The 14,422-nt window shown below is 44.0% G+C and carries 14 protein-coding genes; 2 read left to right on the top strand and 12 right to left on the bottom strand.

Translation table 11 applies throughout. From position 1 onward, the window contains the following. Nucleotides 1–14: 14 nt before the first annotated feature. The 3 genes from AC3IT7_RS05560 to AC3IT7_RS05550 all read right to left on the bottom strand — a co-directional run bounded on the left by AC3IT7_RS05560 (nucleotide 15) and on the right by AC3IT7_RS05550 (nucleotide 4,791). A complete protein-coding gene (locus tag AC3IT7_RS05560) occupies nucleotides 15–2,180 on the bottom strand; it encodes a malate synthase G (protein WP_489249676.1) in 2,166 nt (721 codons plus the stop codon). Nucleotides 2,181–2,553: 373 nt separating this feature from the next. Continuing rightward, nucleotides 2,554–3,699: a cell division protein ZapE gene (gene zapE, locus AC3IT7_RS05555; protein ID WP_475653944.1), complete on the bottom strand. Its 1,146-nt coding sequence runs from the start codon at nucleotides 3,697–3,699 to the stop codon at nucleotides 2,554–2,556. Between the two features lie 84 nt (nucleotides 3,700–3,783). Then, a complete protein-coding gene (locus AC3IT7_RS05550) occupies nucleotides 3,784–4,791 on the bottom strand; it encodes an AraC family transcriptional regulator (RefSeq protein ID WP_489249675.1) in 1,008 nt (335 codons plus the stop codon). A 144-nt stretch (nucleotides 4,792–4,935) separates the two neighbouring features. Between AC3IT7_RS05550 and AC3IT7_RS05545 the strand changes: the two genes are divergently transcribed. After that, nucleotides 4,936–6,432, top strand: a complete 1,497-nt coding sequence (locus AC3IT7_RS05545; RefSeq protein ID WP_489249978.1) for a flavin-containing monooxygenase — start codon at nucleotides 4,936–4,938, stop codon at nucleotides 6,430–6,432. A 66-nt stretch (nucleotides 6,433–6,498) separates the two neighbouring features. Continuing rightward, nucleotides 6,499–7,407, top strand: coding sequence for a LysO family transporter (locus AC3IT7_RS05540; protein ID WP_489249674.1), 909 nt, complete (start codon nucleotides 6,499–6,501; stop codon nucleotides 7,405–7,407). Between the two features lie 98 nt (nucleotides 7,408–7,505). On the opposite strand, the gene pyrF is transcribed toward AC3IT7_RS05540, so the two are convergent. The 9 genes from pyrF to ung form a co-directional block, all read right to left on the bottom strand. Beyond that, the gene (gene pyrF, locus AC3IT7_RS05535; RefSeq protein ID WP_489249673.1) at nucleotides 7,506–8,186 is read right to left on the bottom strand and encodes an orotidine-5'-phosphate decarboxylase; all 681 of its coding nucleotides are present in this window, start codon (nucleotides 8,184–8,186) and stop codon (nucleotides 7,506–7,508) included. Nucleotides 8,187–8,222: 36 nt separating this feature from the next. Then, nucleotides 8,223–8,582, bottom strand: a complete 360-nt coding sequence (locus AC3IT7_RS05530) for a lipopolysaccharide assembly protein LapA domain-containing protein (protein WP_179999367.1) — start codon at nucleotides 8,580–8,582, stop codon at nucleotides 8,223–8,225. Nucleotides 8,583–8,605: 23 nt separating this feature from the next. Beyond that, the gene (locus tag AC3IT7_RS05525; RefSeq protein ID WP_005097312.1) at nucleotides 8,606–8,911 is read right to left on the bottom strand and encodes an integration host factor subunit beta; all 306 of its coding nucleotides are present in this window, start codon (nucleotides 8,909–8,911) and stop codon (nucleotides 8,606–8,608) included. A gap of 163 nt (nucleotides 8,912–9,074) precedes the next feature. Continuing rightward, complete coding sequence (rpsA, locus tag AC3IT7_RS05520; protein ID WP_005097313.1) at nucleotides 9,075–10,754, bottom strand: 30S ribosomal protein S1; 1,680 nt, start codon at nucleotides 10,752–10,754, stop codon at nucleotides 9,075–9,077. A 110-nt stretch (nucleotides 10,755–10,864) separates the two neighbouring features. Then, on the bottom strand, nucleotides 10,865–11,548 hold the full coding sequence (gene cmk, locus AC3IT7_RS05515) for a (d)CMP kinase (RefSeq protein ID WP_475653940.1): 684 nt from the start codon (nucleotides 11,546–11,548) through the stop codon (nucleotides 10,865–10,867). Between the two features lie 17 nt (nucleotides 11,549–11,565). Then, nucleotides 11,566–11,997 (bottom strand): SRPBCC family protein, encoded by a 432-nt coding sequence (locus tag AC3IT7_RS05510; RefSeq protein ID WP_489249672.1) that lies wholly within the window; start codon nucleotides 11,995–11,997, stop codon nucleotides 11,566–11,568. A gap of 56 nt (nucleotides 11,998–12,053) precedes the next feature. Next, a complete protein-coding gene (gene tadA, locus AC3IT7_RS05505; RefSeq protein ID WP_489249671.1) occupies nucleotides 12,054–12,569 on the bottom strand; it encodes a tRNA adenosine(34) deaminase TadA in 516 nt (171 codons plus the stop codon). A gap of 7 nt (nucleotides 12,570–12,576) precedes the next feature. Further along, complete coding sequence (locus AC3IT7_RS05500) at nucleotides 12,577–13,698, bottom strand: enoyl-CoA hydratase/isomerase family protein (protein WP_475653937.1); 1,122 nt, start codon at nucleotides 13,696–13,698, stop codon at nucleotides 12,577–12,579. After that, on the bottom strand, nucleotides 13,695–14,408 hold the full coding sequence (gene ung, locus AC3IT7_RS05495; protein WP_489249670.1) for a uracil-DNA glycosylase: 714 nt from the start codon (nucleotides 14,406–14,408) through the stop codon (nucleotides 13,695–13,697). Before ung ends, AC3IT7_RS05500 begins: the two co-directional genes overlap by 4 nt. Nucleotides 14,409–14,422 lie beyond the last annotated feature (14 nt).

The following is a 14,422-nucleotide window of genomic DNA, read 5'->3' as shown; positions in this document are numbered from 1 at the left end:
TTAGCTAGACAGGATTAGTCACCTGTATAACCTTTCAATTTTAAACGCGCTGCGTGTAACAGTGGCTCGGTATAGCCTGATGGCTGCTCACCACCTTTAAAGATCAGGTCAGACGCTGCCTGGAACGCGATGTTGTTGGCAAAGTCAGCAGACATAGGCGTGTACAGTGGATCATTGGCATTCTGCTGATCTACAATTTTCGCCATGCGTTGCATGACTTCTTCAACCTGTTCACGGCCCACGATACCGTGACGTAGCCAGTTGGCAACGTGCTGCGAAGAAATACGTAGAGTCGCACGGTCTTCCATCAAACCGACATCATTGATGTCTGGTACTTTAGAACAACCTACACCAAGGTCTACCCAACGAACCACATAACCCAAGATTCCCTGACAGTTATTTTCAAGCTCTTTGGTTTTTTCTTCGTCAGACCAGTTGGTGTCTTGTGCCAATGGCGGTGTCAACAAATCATCTAGAGATAAAGGCTGAGTCGACAACAGTTCTTGCTGACGGTCTGCAACATTAATCTGGTGATAGTGAATCGCGTGAATCACGGCACCTGTAGGTGATGGCACCCATGCACAGCTTGCACCCGCTTCCGGATGTTCAGTTTTAGTCTTGTACATGTCAAGCAGCATGTCTGGTTTTGGCCACATGCCTTTACCAATTTGCGCTTTACCACGTAAACCTGCTTGCAGACCAATCATCACGTTACGGTTTTCATAAGCCGGGAACCAGATTTGACCTTTCACTTCGCCTTTACGTACGAATGGGCCTGCTTCCATGAAGGTATGAATTTCATCACCAGTACGGTCCATGAAACCTGTGTTGATGAAAATGGTACGGTCTTTGGCTTGTGCAATACAGTTCTTCAGGTTTACAGAAGTACGGCGTTCCTCATCCATGATCCCGATTTTTAAAGTTTTTGCAGGTAAACCCAGTGCCTGTTCTGCACGTTCAAACAGCTCAACGGCAAAAGCCACTTCTTCAGGACCATGCATTTTCGGTTTAACGATGTACATCGAACCTTGACGCGAGTTCTTGATGGTATTCTCACCTTTGATGTCTGCAAACGACAATAATGGCGTTACCAGTGCATCCATGATGCCTTCATAGATTTCTGCACCATCCACCAGGATTGCCGGGTTTGTCATCAGATGCCCTACATTACGCAGCAACATCAATGAACGACCATGAACCTTGGTTTCACCGCCTTCCACATTTTTGAAAGTACGGTCATCATTCAGTTTACGGGTAACTGTTTTACCATTTTTCTGAATAGACTCTTCCAAAGTGCCTTTCATCAGGCCTAACCAGTTACGGTAGCCTTCCACTTTTTCTTCAGCATCAACGGCTGCAATCGAGTCTTCCAAATCCTGAATGGTGGTAACCGCAGCTTCAAGTACCACATCTTTTACGCCAGCGGCATCAGTCTGACCAATCGGGCTGGTTGCATCAATTTGAACAATAACGTGCAGGCCATTATTTTTGAATACAATTTCAGTTGGTGCTGAAGCTTCGCCGTTAAAGCCGACAAATTTAGCACTATCCGCAACAGTGGTGGTAGAACCATCTTTTAAGGTTACAACCAGTGCATTGCTTTCAACTGCATATTGAGTTGCATCTGCATGAGAGCCGGCAGCCAACGGGAAAGTTTCATCGAGGAAGTTTTTCGCAAATGCGACAACTTTCTCACCACGTTTCGGGTTATAGCCTTTGCCTTTTTCCGCGCCATCTTCTTCAGAAATGACATCGAAACCGTAAAGCGCATCGTACAAAGAACCCCAACGTGCGTTAGCTGCGTTGAGGCAGTAACGTGCATTACGTACCGGAACGACCAGCTGTGGGCCTGCCAATACAGCGATTTCCTCATCTACATTTTCAGTGCTGATCTGGAAATCTTCTACTTCTGGTAACAAGTAGCCAATTTCAGTCAAGAAAGCTTTGTAAGCCTGTAATTCAAATGTGTTATTGCGGTGCCATTCATCAATTTTTGCCTGAATGTCATCACGCTTAGCCAAAAGTGCTTTATTTTTAGGGCTAAGATCAACAACGACTTGTTCAAAGTTTTTCCAGTAAGTTTCACTATCCAAACCCGAACCTGGTAGTGCTTCATTTTCGATAAAATCGTAAAGTTCTTTAGCAATCGCTAACTTGCCTTTTTGAATACGTGCAGTCATTGTCTTTCCTGATATTGCTACTTTTTATACAAGAGATTCTAGTATACCGATTAAAATTTAGCTGAATAGTATTATCAAATTGCTAAATACTGAGCATTTTTCATAATATGAGTACCCTCATATGCATATTAGCTGTCGCTCAGCTGCATTTAGATATCATTCTGCTAAATACCTTAATGACAGTGTATAAAGTTTTCGAAATGTAGAAATTAGACTTAAGTTCAGATTTTCGAGTAAAAATTATGCATTATTGTTATACACGATCATATTTAGATCAAGATTAAGCCATGTTTGGCCATACTTGTCGATCATTTACCTGCTTATTTTTATAAAAAAAAGCGCCGGTTCATGACCGGCGCTTGTATTGTTTTTTCTACTCACTCGAGATGGTTTTCTGGATCTGACGATGTTCAGAATTCAGATATTCATCCGACTGCATTTCCAGCAAACGTGAACGCGTCCGTTCAATTTCGAAGACCAGTTTTTCACCCTGATAGATGTCAACAATATTGTCTTCCGAGGTCAGTAACAGTTTGACGCCGCGGTCATAAAACTCATCGACCAGATAAATAAAACGGCGCGTACCATCATTGAGGAAATCGGTCAGATGCGGTACATTACTGACCAGCACCGTATTATAAATATTGGCAATTTCAATAAAGTCAGCCGGGCTGCGTGGTTTTAAACACAGTTCAGAAAATTCGCACCACAACACATCTTCGGTATGTGACACGGTTTCGACAATACGGTTATTGATGATAATCGGCTCTTCAGAGCAGGTTTGGGTCTGGGTCAGCGCGCTGAAACGCTGGGCAATCCAGTTTTTATGATCATGGGTCAACGGGAATTTAAACAGTTGTGCCTGTTTTAAGACGCGTAAACGGTAATCGACACCGGCATCGACATTTAATACCACACAGTTTTTCTTGACCAGTTCAATCGTAGGCAGAAAACGGTCACGATGAATGCCGTTTTTATACAGGCCATCCGGGGCAATGTTTGAGGTGGCGACCAAGGTAATTCCGCGTTCAAACAGCTTCTGGAACAGATCACTGAGAATCATGGCATCGGTAACATTGGATACAAAGAACTCGTCAAAACAGATGATTACGGCTTCTTTATAAATCTGATCTGCCACCAGATCGAGCGGGTTACGCTGACCAGATAGTTTATTTAACTCACGATGCACATGCTGCATAAAATGGTGAAAGTGCATTCGGGTTTTACGGCGAAATGGAATCGATTCATAAAACTGATCCATTAGCCAGGTTTTGCCTCGTCCGACTCCACCCCACATGTACACACCCTTAGGAGACGTCTGACGGCGAAAGCGGCGAAATGCTTTTTTTGAGGCCTTAAAGCGCTGAATCAATTCCAGCCAGACACGATTCAGTTCATGTACTGCCATTGCCTGTGCATCATCAGGCATAAACTGCCCTGAAGATATAGCTTGTGCATAACGTTCTGCAGGAGAGATCGGACTAAAGGCGGTGCTGTGCTGTGAATTAAAATCGGACATAGGGTTTCGTACTATTTGGGATCAATTTAATTATAGCGAAGTTTAAAAAACTCACTATAACACTTTGGCATAAACAAGCTTAGGCTATTTTACATATTGTCGAGGGCTTTGCCCAAACCAGCGTTTAAAGGCGTGGTTAAAAGCGGCCGGCTCGGAATAGCCCAATAACTCTGCAATCATTTCAATTGAATATTGTTTGTATTCAATCAATCGCAAAGCTTTATCTTTAATAATATCTTCGCGAATCTGTTTATAACTGGTATCAAACTGTTGTAACTGATGCCTTAAGGTCCGTTCGGGAATATTCAAGGCCTGGGCAGTTTCCGCCATACTTGGCATCAAACCGCTTTGGATCTCCAAATAATCCTGAACCCGCTGCACCACGGTCGGGGTCTGCTCATCCTGTTGCAGGCGTTGCAATTCGGCAAAACACTTGGCTTCATACAGTGCAAATGTCACCGCATCCGCCGATGGAATCTTGATATCCAGCACTGCCTCATCAAACCAGAAGGCGGCATCGGGTGCATCAAACTGCACCTGCGTACCATAATAATCATGGTAAACCTTTAAGGTATTGATATCCTCCGGAGGAGCAAAAGGCAATTCGATCCGCAGATCAGGCTTGGACAAGCCCATCATTTTATAAATATCACGGATAAACTTAAACGTTCCGGAAACCTCGGCCTGTGCCACCAATACTCCCAAATTCTCATCCAGAAGTTTTGGTCGATAACACAATGCACTATGATGCTCGCTTTGCTGTACAGACAGTTGACCGGTCAGATGCGTCAACTGCTGAAAACGAATCACCTGATGCAGCGCATCACGCACCGTCGGACTGGTCACCAGCAACATCAACAAGGGGCCATAACCTGCCAGGGCATAATGCTGACCAATCAATAGCCCCTGCTCTGCCTCAATTTCCTGCCCTACCACCTTAAGCACATCATGTTCCAGACTCGGATGAATAATTGAACCTGGATCAAAGGCATCTACACGCAATCCAATGTTTTGCAGTTTCTGATCGACATCTATGCCCGCCTTGCGCATCCCTTGAATCAAATACATCAGACTGAGAACAGAACGTTTCATAACCATACAATTACAATGTGATAGTCTTAGTTGTACTATAAAAATAAGCTGACTGCTATTGCCGTTTAGATCAATTTTAGATCTAATATTTTATCAGTAAATTATGATAATAATCCCTTATTAAAATAAGCAAGGAATGCCATGATGTTAGACAATACGACTGCCACAAGTCCCCATCCCTTGACCAAAGTTGCCATTATTGGCGCCGGTTTTGGCGGTATTGCCATGGCAATACGTTTACAGCAGCAAGGAATACATGATTTTATTCTGCTGGAAAAAGGCCATGAATTTGGTGGAACCTGGCGAGACAACCAGTATCCTGGCGCAGCCTGTGATGTACAGTCTCATCTGTATTCGCTGTCATTCGCCACAAAAAGCAACTGGTCGAAACGCTATGCCGAGGCACCCGAAATATTTTCCTATATTCAGGATCTGGTGACCGAGTACAAGCTGCGCGCTTTCTGCCGCTTAAATACCGAAGTCCTTTCAGCACATTACCAGTCAGACCGCTGCCTGTGGCAATTACAACTGCATGATCAGAGCATCCTGGAAGCCCAATTTGTCATATTTGCTTCAGGACCTTTGCATGTCCCTCAGACTCCTCATATTCCAGGCATTGAAAAATTTCAGGGCAAAGTCTTTCATTCTGCACAATGGGATCATGCTTATGATCTGAATGGCAAGAATGTCGCTTCAATTGGCACAGGGGGCAGTGCCATCCAATATATTCCGGAAATTGCACCACTATGCAAGCAACTGTATGTCATGCAACGTACTGCGGCCTGGGTTATTCCTCGTGATGAACGGGTCTATCACCAGCTCGAAAAGAAACTATTTACAAAGTATGACTGGTTCAGAAAACTGCATCGCGCCCGCTTGTACTGGTCAAATGAATCACGGGTAGTACCCATCGTTAAACCTGGAATCATGAAATATACCCAGAAGCTGGCAGAACTGTTCATCCGATACCAGGTCAAAGATCCTGAATTGGTCAAAAAACTGACCCCGGATTACATCATGGGCTGTAAACGCATTCTGGTTTCCAACCGTTATTTTCCGACCTTTAACCGTAAGAATGTAGAACTGGTAACTGAACAGATTCAGGAACTTACCGAAAACAGCATCATCACTCAAGATGGCAAGGAACGACCGATTGACTGCCTGATTTATGGCACAGGCTTTATTACCGATCCACGCATTTACATGAAGAACTTTCAATGTACAGGACTGGATGATGTAGAGCTGAATGAGGTGTGGAAACAAGGTGCTGAAAGTTATTATGGAATTTGCATGAAAGCTTTTCCAAACCTGTTTCAGTTATTGGGGCCAAATACTCTATTGGCGCATAACTCGGTCATTTTCATGATCGAATCCCAAGTGGAATATATCTTGCAACTCATACAACTGGTCGACCAGTCTCATAGCAACGCAATTGTGATCAAAGATCAGGTTCAGGATGCATTTAATCAGCAGGTGCAACATATGTTTGAACAGACCGTATGGCAATCTGGCTGTGTCAGTTGGTATCAGCAGCCAGGTGGCAAGAATTTTGCGCTATGGCCCACATATACCTGGAAATACTGGCTGAAAACCAGAACACCCAATGCCGCAGATTATCGCTTCCTGAATAAAATCGCCTAAAAGCTTTCACTATCCAGGCTCAAGCGATGGCATAATTTAAAAGTAATTTTTCAATACCTTGAATTTATGCAATCGCTTTGGCTCATCTTTCAGCTTCTACTCTGCCTCGTCCTCGGTTTTGCTTTGGCAAAACGGATTCCAGCTCCGATCATTCAAATCTGTTTCAGGCTTTTGCCCTATTTTAGCTATATTTTACTGATTGCAATTGCCTTCGAATTTTCCCAGCTCGTTGATGAATTACAGCATCCTCTTCAGATTTTGAGCACCTCCATCAGTATTGCATTTCTGACATCACTGGGTGCTTTTGCATTTTGCTATCTACTGTTTAAGTGGTCAGGCTTTCTTCCCGCTTCAGGCCGGGTATCTACAGATTTGGTTATCAAATCCTTGCTGAATATCAGTTATGCTTTTTTAGCACTTGCAGGTGGATACTTTTTACATACCGGCTTAAATCTGTTGGATGTATCTTTACAAATAAGTACCTGGCATTTATTACTGCTGTTTATGTTTTTCATTGGCCTTGATCTGGCTTATTCACCGCTGGATCGCTCATGGTTGAATATTAAAATTCTTCTGGTTCCTGTTGGCTGCATATTCGGCTCGTTATTCGCAGTGATGCTTTATTCACTCTGGAACACACAAATTGGCCTGAAAGATTTGATCATGCTCTCGCAAGGTTATGGCTTTTATTCAATGTCAGGAGTTGTCGTGACCGAGCTTAGAAATGCAGAACTTGGCAGTATTGCTTTAATGAATGATCTGTTTAGAGAAATTTTTGCGATTTTGCTGATGTACTGTATAGGCTGGAAGTACCCGAGATCTGCGATTTCTGCAGCAGGTGCAACTGCAATGGATGTGACTTTGCCCATGGTTAAACAGGCCTGTGGGCATGACTTTATTCCGCATGCCATGGTGAGTGGATTTATCCTGTCCCTGTTAGCGCCGGTGATGGTGAGTGTGTTGGCGGCTATTTAAAACTTCAGCCCTCTCCTCAATCCTCTCCCATAGAGAGAGGAAGATTTTTTAATGAGGAGCTTTCTCACCCTTTCGAAGAGCGTGAGAGAGAGGGTAAATTACAGTGTTGCCAAAATATCTTTTAAAGTCTGACGCATATTTTCAGACCGGGTAATTGGACGACCAATTACCAGATGTGTCGAACCATCCAGCATTGCCTGTTTCGGTGTCACAATACGCTTTTGATCATCAGCATTTGAACCTTCAGGACGAATGCCCGGGGTTACCAATGCAAAATCTTTTCCAAGCGTTTCACGCAACATTTTCGCTTCTTGCGCGGAACAGACCACCCCATCCAGACCACTGTCTTTAGTCAGTTGAGCCAGACGCTTTACATGCTCATCCGGGTCAATATCCAGACCAATATCCTGCAGGTCTTCACGACCCATGGAAGTCAGCACTGTCACAGCGATAAGCTGGGTTTTATAGTTACCAGCCTGTAAACGTTCCACACAGGTTTCCATCATTTTCCGGCCACCAGATGCATGTACATTGACCATCCATACACCCAAATCAGCTGCCGCACAAACAGCCTGTGCCGTCGTATTTGGAATATCATGAAATTTCAGATCCAGAAAAACATCAAAACCTTTATCTTGAAGTGCTCTGACAATGATTGGACCTTCATGGGTAAATAACTCTTTACCAACTTTTAGTCGACACAAGGCAGGATCTAGCTGTTCTGCAATGGCTAAGGCATCAAATTGGCTTTTGGCATCTAGTGCAACAATGATACTCAAGAGATTATCCCTTCAAATAGGCAAAAAATAAGCCCATTATAATGGGCTTTGATTTTCATTGGTAATATCTAATACAGTTTTTTCATGCCGGGTGTGGGCTGCTGCTTCAGCGGCCATCAACTTGGCGGTATTTAACTGTTCTTTACGCAGATGTTCAATGTCTTTACGTAGTCGTTTAATTTCCCAATTGTTCTGGAAAACCCGGAAGATTTGAACGCCCAATAGCAGACCTAAAACCACACCTAGACATAGGGTGAGGAGAAGCAATAATCCCAGACGCATTGCAGGAACTTGAGTAAATAACAAGTCCACGGACAGCTCGGTACCATTTTGCAAAACTAAAGCTAATGAATAGCCAAACAGCACCAATAAAAGAACGACCAGAACGTAACGCATGAACACCCCGAAAATATTTACAATTATTTATTTGCAGATTCGTTTACAGCATCACGAAGTGCCTTGCCTGGCTTAAAGTGTGGAACTGCTTTTGCAGCCACTTCTACAGATTTACCAGTTTTAGGGTTACGACCCACGCGTGGCTCACGATGATGCAATGCGAAACTACCAAATCCGCGAATCTCGATACGGTTGTCAGATGATAAAGCTTCTATCATTTGATCAATCATGATTTTAACTGCTTCTTCCACTAGAGGCTCGGCCAAATGCGGATTTTTTAAGGCAATGCGCTCTATTAAGTCAGACTTGTTAAGTGCTTCAGTAGTCATCTGCGACCTCTTTAATTATCAAGCTACTTGGGATCTATTTCCCGATAATAACCTGTTTAAATACAAAACGGTAGCGCAATAATTAAATACTACGCTACCGTTTACAGTATTTGTATAAAAAGTATTAGTTAACTTACATTAACAATACAATTTAGACGTCTACTTAGTTGCCCATTTGAGCTTTGATCAAGTCACCAATGGTTTTAGGACCATTGTCTTGACCAGCAGCTGGAGCTGTTTTCAAGTTAGCAACTGCTTCTTTCTCTTCAGCTTCGTCTTTCGCTTTGATTGACAAGTTGATTGCGCGAGATTTACGATCAACGTTGATGATCTTCGCTTCTACTTCTTGACCAACTTCAAGGAACTTAGTTGCATCTTCAACGCGATCGCGGTTGATTTCAGATGCTTTCAGAGTCGCTTCAACTTCGTCAGCTAACTTAACAGTAGCGCCTTTAGCGTCAACTGCAGTTACAGTACCTTTAACCAACGCACCGCGTTCGTTAGCAGCAAGGAAATCATTGAACGGATCGTTGTTCATTTGCTTGATGCCAAGGCTGATACGGTTGCCTTCAGCGTCTACAGAAAGGATAACCGCTTCAACAGTGTCGCCTTTCTTGTAACGACGAATCGCTTCTTCGCCTTGTTCGTTCCAAGAGATATCAGACAAGTGAACTAGACCGTCGATACCGCCTGGTAAACCGATGAAGATACCGAAGTCAGTGATAGATTTGATCGTACCAGAAACTTTTTCGCCTTTGTCGTGGTCTTTAGCAAACTCTTCCCATGGGTTAGCACGAGTTTGTTTGATACCAAGAGAAATACGACGACGCTCTTCATCAACTTCAAGAACCATAACATCAACTTCGTCACCAATCTGAACAACTTTAGATGGGTGGATGTTTTTGTTAGTGTGATCCATTTCTGAAACGTGTACTAAACCTTCAACGCCTTCAGCGATTTCAGCGAAACAACCGTAGTCAGTCAGATTCGTTACGCGCGCTTTAACGATTGAACCTTTAGGGTAACGGTTCATGATCGCTAACCATGGATCTTCGCCAAGTTGTTTAAGACCTAGAGAAACACGGTTACGTTCGCGGTCGAATTTAAGTACTTTAACAGTAACTTCTTGACCCACTTCAACAACTTCTGAAGGATGCTTGATGCGTTTCCAAGCCATATCAGTGATGTGTAGAAGACCATCAATACCGCCAAGGTCAACGAATGCGCCGTAGTCAGTAAGGTTTTTGATCGTACCAGTAACAGTTTGACCTTCTTCAAGCTGAGCAAGAAGCGCTTCACGGTCAGCTGAAGATTCAGCTTCCATAACAGCACGACGTGAAACAACAACGTTGTTACGTTTAGCATCAAGTTTGATTACTTTGAATTCTAACTCTTTGCCTTCTAGGTGAGTTGTATCACGAATAGGACGAGTATCAACTAAAGAACCTGGAAGGAACGCACGTACTGGACCGATGTCAACAGTGAAACCGCCTTTAACTTTACCAGAGATAACACCAGTAACGATTTCGCCGTCTTCAAAGATTTTTTCAAGTTTAGTCCAAGTCTCAGCGCGTTTAGCTTTTTCGCGAGAAAGAACAGTTTGACCCATACCGTTGTCAAGAGCTTCAACAACTACGTCTACAGTATCGCCAACTTGAACTTCAAGTTCGCGCTGTTCGTTTAAGAACTCAGCACGGTCAACAACGCCTTCAGATTTAAGGCCAGTGTCAACAGTTACCCAATCAGAGTCAATGCTTACTACAACGCCCTGGATAACTGCACCCTTTTCAACGTTGAGGTTTAATTCACTTGCTTCAAAGAGGGCTGCAAAAGATTCGGTCATGATATATCCGATAAAGTCAGCGGTCTTGGATCAGACAAGGCCGGTTTAATTAAGCATCTACATAGTCCATATAAAACTGATCAAGCTATGCGTTTGCTGATAAAATTAGGTTAATTGGCTAACTGCTGATCGACATAAGTTGTCATCAGCTGAAATACTTCATCAATATTCAAATCTGAACTATCGATAATGTAAGCATCATCGGCAGGCTTGAGTGGAGCAACTGTTCGTTCCATATCTCGTTTATCGCGTGCGATGATGTTAGCTAAAATATCGTTTATTTTAACATCCAGCCCCATACCCTGCAACTGCTTTACACGTCTTTGCGCGCGCGATTCAGCCGATGCAGTCAAATATATTTTAGCCTGGGCTTGCGGGAAGATACTTGTGGCCATATCGCGGCCATCTGCGACCAGACCCGGTGCCTGTGCAAAGGCATGCTGACGTGAAATTAGTGCAGTTCTAAGCTCAGGAATTGCAGCAACTTTTGAAGCAAACTCACCGACACGCTCAGTTCGAATGGTCTGGGAAACGTCTTCGCCATCTAAGTACACCTGTACCCCGGTATCGGTGCTGAGAAACTGGATCTGCAGATTTGTTGCGATTTGTACGCATTCGGGCAATTTACTGTCCAGCGCATCCAGTAAATCATGGTGATGCAATGACAATCCCAACAGCCGGTAAAGCGCACCAGAATCCAATAAGTGAAACTGATAATGTGCAGCCAGTTTTGCTGCCAACGTGCCTTTGCCCGACCCACTTGGACCATCAATGGTAATAATTTGAACTGTCATTGCTTTCCCGTTGTTGTTTAAACAGATTTTGCGAGTTTTGTCAGGCCTAGTTTAATCGCTGCCTGTAACTGTGCAAGAATTAATTTACTCACAAAAGGTGCACGCGCCTGCAATTCAATCGTGTAGGTGACCAGGGTTTGCTCATCGGCCAGCGTTTCAAACTCAATAATACCCAGATGATGCTTGATCAATGGATTCTTGATAATCTTATATTCAATACGTGCATTCGGTTCAAACAAGGTGATCTGTTCCTTTAGCGGCTTGAGCGGCCCTACGCCCATTGCGCGCACCGAACCTAATCCATCTGGATGTTCAGCATCCGCAGAGTCCTTGATCCGCTCAACCTGCAGCGGCGCAAAAGCAATATTATAGGTGGCATGCTTAGACATTAAAGCAAAGACGTCATCAATCGATGCTGGAAATTCTTTTTTTACTTGTATGCTGTTCATTATTTTTCCTGAAATTACAGATTTGAAAGTTAGAAAATTTTAGCGATAAAGCACATTTATTTCTGCGTATTTAATAATTTTTCTTGTAACTTGAGTTGGCGTTTCTGCTCACGACGCAACTTGAAAAATGCACTAAGCTGTTCAGAACATTGCTGCTGCATGCAGCCTGCTTCAAACGTAAATACATGATTATAATAGCCAGTCTCGAATAATTGACGTGCGCTGACCAGTGAACCTGCTTTAGACTCGAATGCACCAAATACCACCCGTGATACCCGTGAATGTACCAGTGCACCGACACACATAGTGCACGGTTCGAGCGTTACATACAACACTGCATCATGAGGCAACCGGTAATTCTGGATGTTCTGACATGCATCACGCAGCGCAACAATTTCGGCATGTGCGGTCGGATCATTTAAAGAAATTGGCGCATTAAATCCCTGCCCAATGACCTGATTTTGACTTACGATAATTGCACCGACCGGAATTTCTCCCTGTTCAGCGGCAAGTGCAGCCTGCGCATACGCAAGCTGCATCCAGTCTTCATCGGTTAATTGCGGATCGGACATGTAAGGCTTAAATCACACCATACTGCTTGAGCAGCTCATTCCAGCTTTCAATATGGGTCACTGGCGGGTTTTCAGACAGGATACCTTTTAGACTCAGATCTGTGCCCTTTTTCCATTCAGGAGCAAGGTCTTTATCGACCAGACGTGCACGCACACCTTCGACAAAGTCATGATGCCGGATTTTCCAGTCAGAAATCTGGGTTTCCAGTTCAAAAATTTCATTCCAGGAATGCACCTGCTTGCCCCATTGCCATAACAGCCAGGTCAATGCAGCAGTGGTCGGTGAACCTTTTTGCAAGTTTTCACTGGCCTGACGTAACCAGTCACTACGTGCATCACTGAGGCCGATAATCGACTCGTAATCATGTTCGAAATTTACTCCCCGACACACACTATGAATCACGTCCAGAGAGTTTTGCAGTGGTCCCGGCCCTACCGGACGATGCATGCTATTAAGCGTGTCATCAATGGCACGGAAGTCACCGGCAGGATAATGACCCCAGTCGATATTAACCACTTTATTCAATACAGAATCACGATGCGCATCACAGATATGCGTTGCCCAGCCAATCCCGTAAGCGCCTGCAGCAGTCATGATGGAGCCGGTCAAACCGGTAAACAGACCAATCGCACCACGATCTGCCAGGAAACGGGTCGCACCAACATCCGGATATAAACCAATGTTAATTTCCGGCATGGCCAAACGCGAATATGGTGTCACCAGACGGAAAGGCGCTGCCATAAACAGTCCCAAGCCACCGCCCATCACATAACCTTCACCCCAGACCAACACCGGCTTGGCATAATTATGCAATAACAGATCGAGCGCATATTCCTGCTCAAAGAATTTATTGGCAGTTGCCACTTCATCATTAATGACCAATTGACGTAATTTACGTACATCGCCACCAGCACAGAATGCCTTCGGGGTGGTTGAATCCAGCCAAATGGCTTTTACGCTGTCATCTGTATGAAAATCCTGAAACACTTCCAAGAGTGCGGAAGCAATAGATTCATCCAGAGCATGTAAAGATTTTGGACGATTTAAACGTACGATACGCCAGCCATTGTGCGCTTCTTCAACGATCAAATCCGGATGATAAGTTTTATTAAGGGGAGAATATGTCATGCGTCCAGCTGCCAATTTATAGGCTCAATGCCATGTTGTTTGAGATAGTTATTCGATTTCGAAAATACTTTACAACCAAAAAAACCACCACGGTTTGCGGCCAAAGGCGATGGATGTGCGGCCTTTAACACGAGATGTTTGTCCTGATTAATGCGCTGTCCTTTACGCTGTGCGTATGCGCCCCAAAGAATAAAGACAATATGTTCACGCTGCTCATTTAAAACATCAATGACCTGATCGGTGAATTCTTCCCAACCGCGCTTTTGATGCGAAGTCGGCTGACCTGCTTCTACAGTCAGTACTGCATTTAACAGAAGCACACCCTGCTCTGCCCAATGCGTCAAGTCACCATGCTTCGGGCGTTCAACCCCGACGTCTGCATGCAACTCGTGAAAAATATTACGCAAAGATGGCGGCAATGCAACCCCTTTTTGCACCGAAAAGCTTAATCCATGGGCCTGATTCGGGCCATGATAAGGATCCTGCCCCAAAATCACCACTTTGACCCGATCCAACGGCGTGGTATTTAAGGCATTAAAAATCAGATGATTGGGAGGATAAATCGTTTTATCTGCTTTTTTTTCTTCAACCAGAAACGCTTTTAATTGGTCCATTTTCGGACTGAGTAAAAACTCACTCAATCCATATTTCCAGCTTTCATCCAACTGAACCTTATTCAGTTTGGCCAGTTGCTGTTCATTTAAAGACATTCTTCAATCCTAAA

The organism is Acinetobacter sp. KH_038 (genome assembly GCF_057839405.1).
The sequence above is the reverse complement of the archived record's forward strand: the minus strand, read 5'-3'. Positions and strand labels throughout refer to the sequence as shown.

Excerpts from the sequence above, each read along its gene's own strand:
- AC3IT7_RS05560 (WP_489249676.1), bottom strand. The coding sequence starts at position 2,180 with ATGACTGCACGTATTCAAAAAGGCAAGTTAGCGATTGCTAAAGAACTT.
- zapE (WP_475653944.1), bottom strand. The coding sequence starts at position 3,699 with ATGTCCGATTTTAATTCACAGCACAGCACCGCCTTTAGTCCGATCTCT.
- AC3IT7_RS05550 (WP_489249675.1), bottom strand. The coding sequence starts at position 4,791 with ATGAAACGTTCTGTTCTCAGTCTGATGTATTTGATTCAAGGGATGCGC.
- AC3IT7_RS05545 (WP_489249978.1), top strand. The coding sequence starts at position 4,936 with ATGTTAGACAATACGACTGCCACAAGTCCCCATCCCTTGACCAAAGTT.
- AC3IT7_RS05540 (WP_489249674.1), top strand. The coding sequence starts at position 6,499 with ATGCAATCGCTTTGGCTCATCTTTCAGCTTCTACTCTGCCTCGTCCTC.
- AC3IT7_RS05530 (WP_179999367.1), bottom strand. The coding sequence starts at position 8,582 with ATGCGTTACGTTCTGGTCGTTCTTTTATTGGTGCTGTTTGGCTATTCA.
- AC3IT7_RS05525 (WP_005097312.1), bottom strand. The coding sequence starts at position 8,911 with ATGACTACTGAAGCACTTAACAAGTCTGACTTAATAGAGCGCATTGCC.
- rpsA (WP_005097313.1), bottom strand. The coding sequence starts at position 10,754 with ATGACCGAATCTTTTGCAGCCCTCTTTGAAGCAAGTGAATTAAACCTC.
- cmk (WP_475653940.1), bottom strand. The coding sequence starts at position 11,548 with ATGACAGTTCAAATTATTACCATTGATGGTCCAAGTGGGTCGGGCAAA.
- AC3IT7_RS05510 (WP_489249672.1), bottom strand. The coding sequence starts at position 11,997 with ATGAACAGCATACAAGTAAAAAAAGAATTTCCAGCATCGATTGATGAC.
- tadA (WP_489249671.1), bottom strand. The coding sequence starts at position 12,569 with ATGTCCGATCCGCAATTAACCGATGAAGACTGGATGCAGCTTGCGTAT.
- AC3IT7_RS05500 (WP_475653937.1), bottom strand. The coding sequence starts at position 13,698 with ATGACATATTCTCCCCTTAATAAAACTTATCATCCGGATTTGATCGTT.
- ung (WP_489249670.1), bottom strand. The coding sequence starts at position 14,408 with ATGTCTTTAAATGAACAGCAACTGGCCAAACTGAATAAGGTTCAGTTG.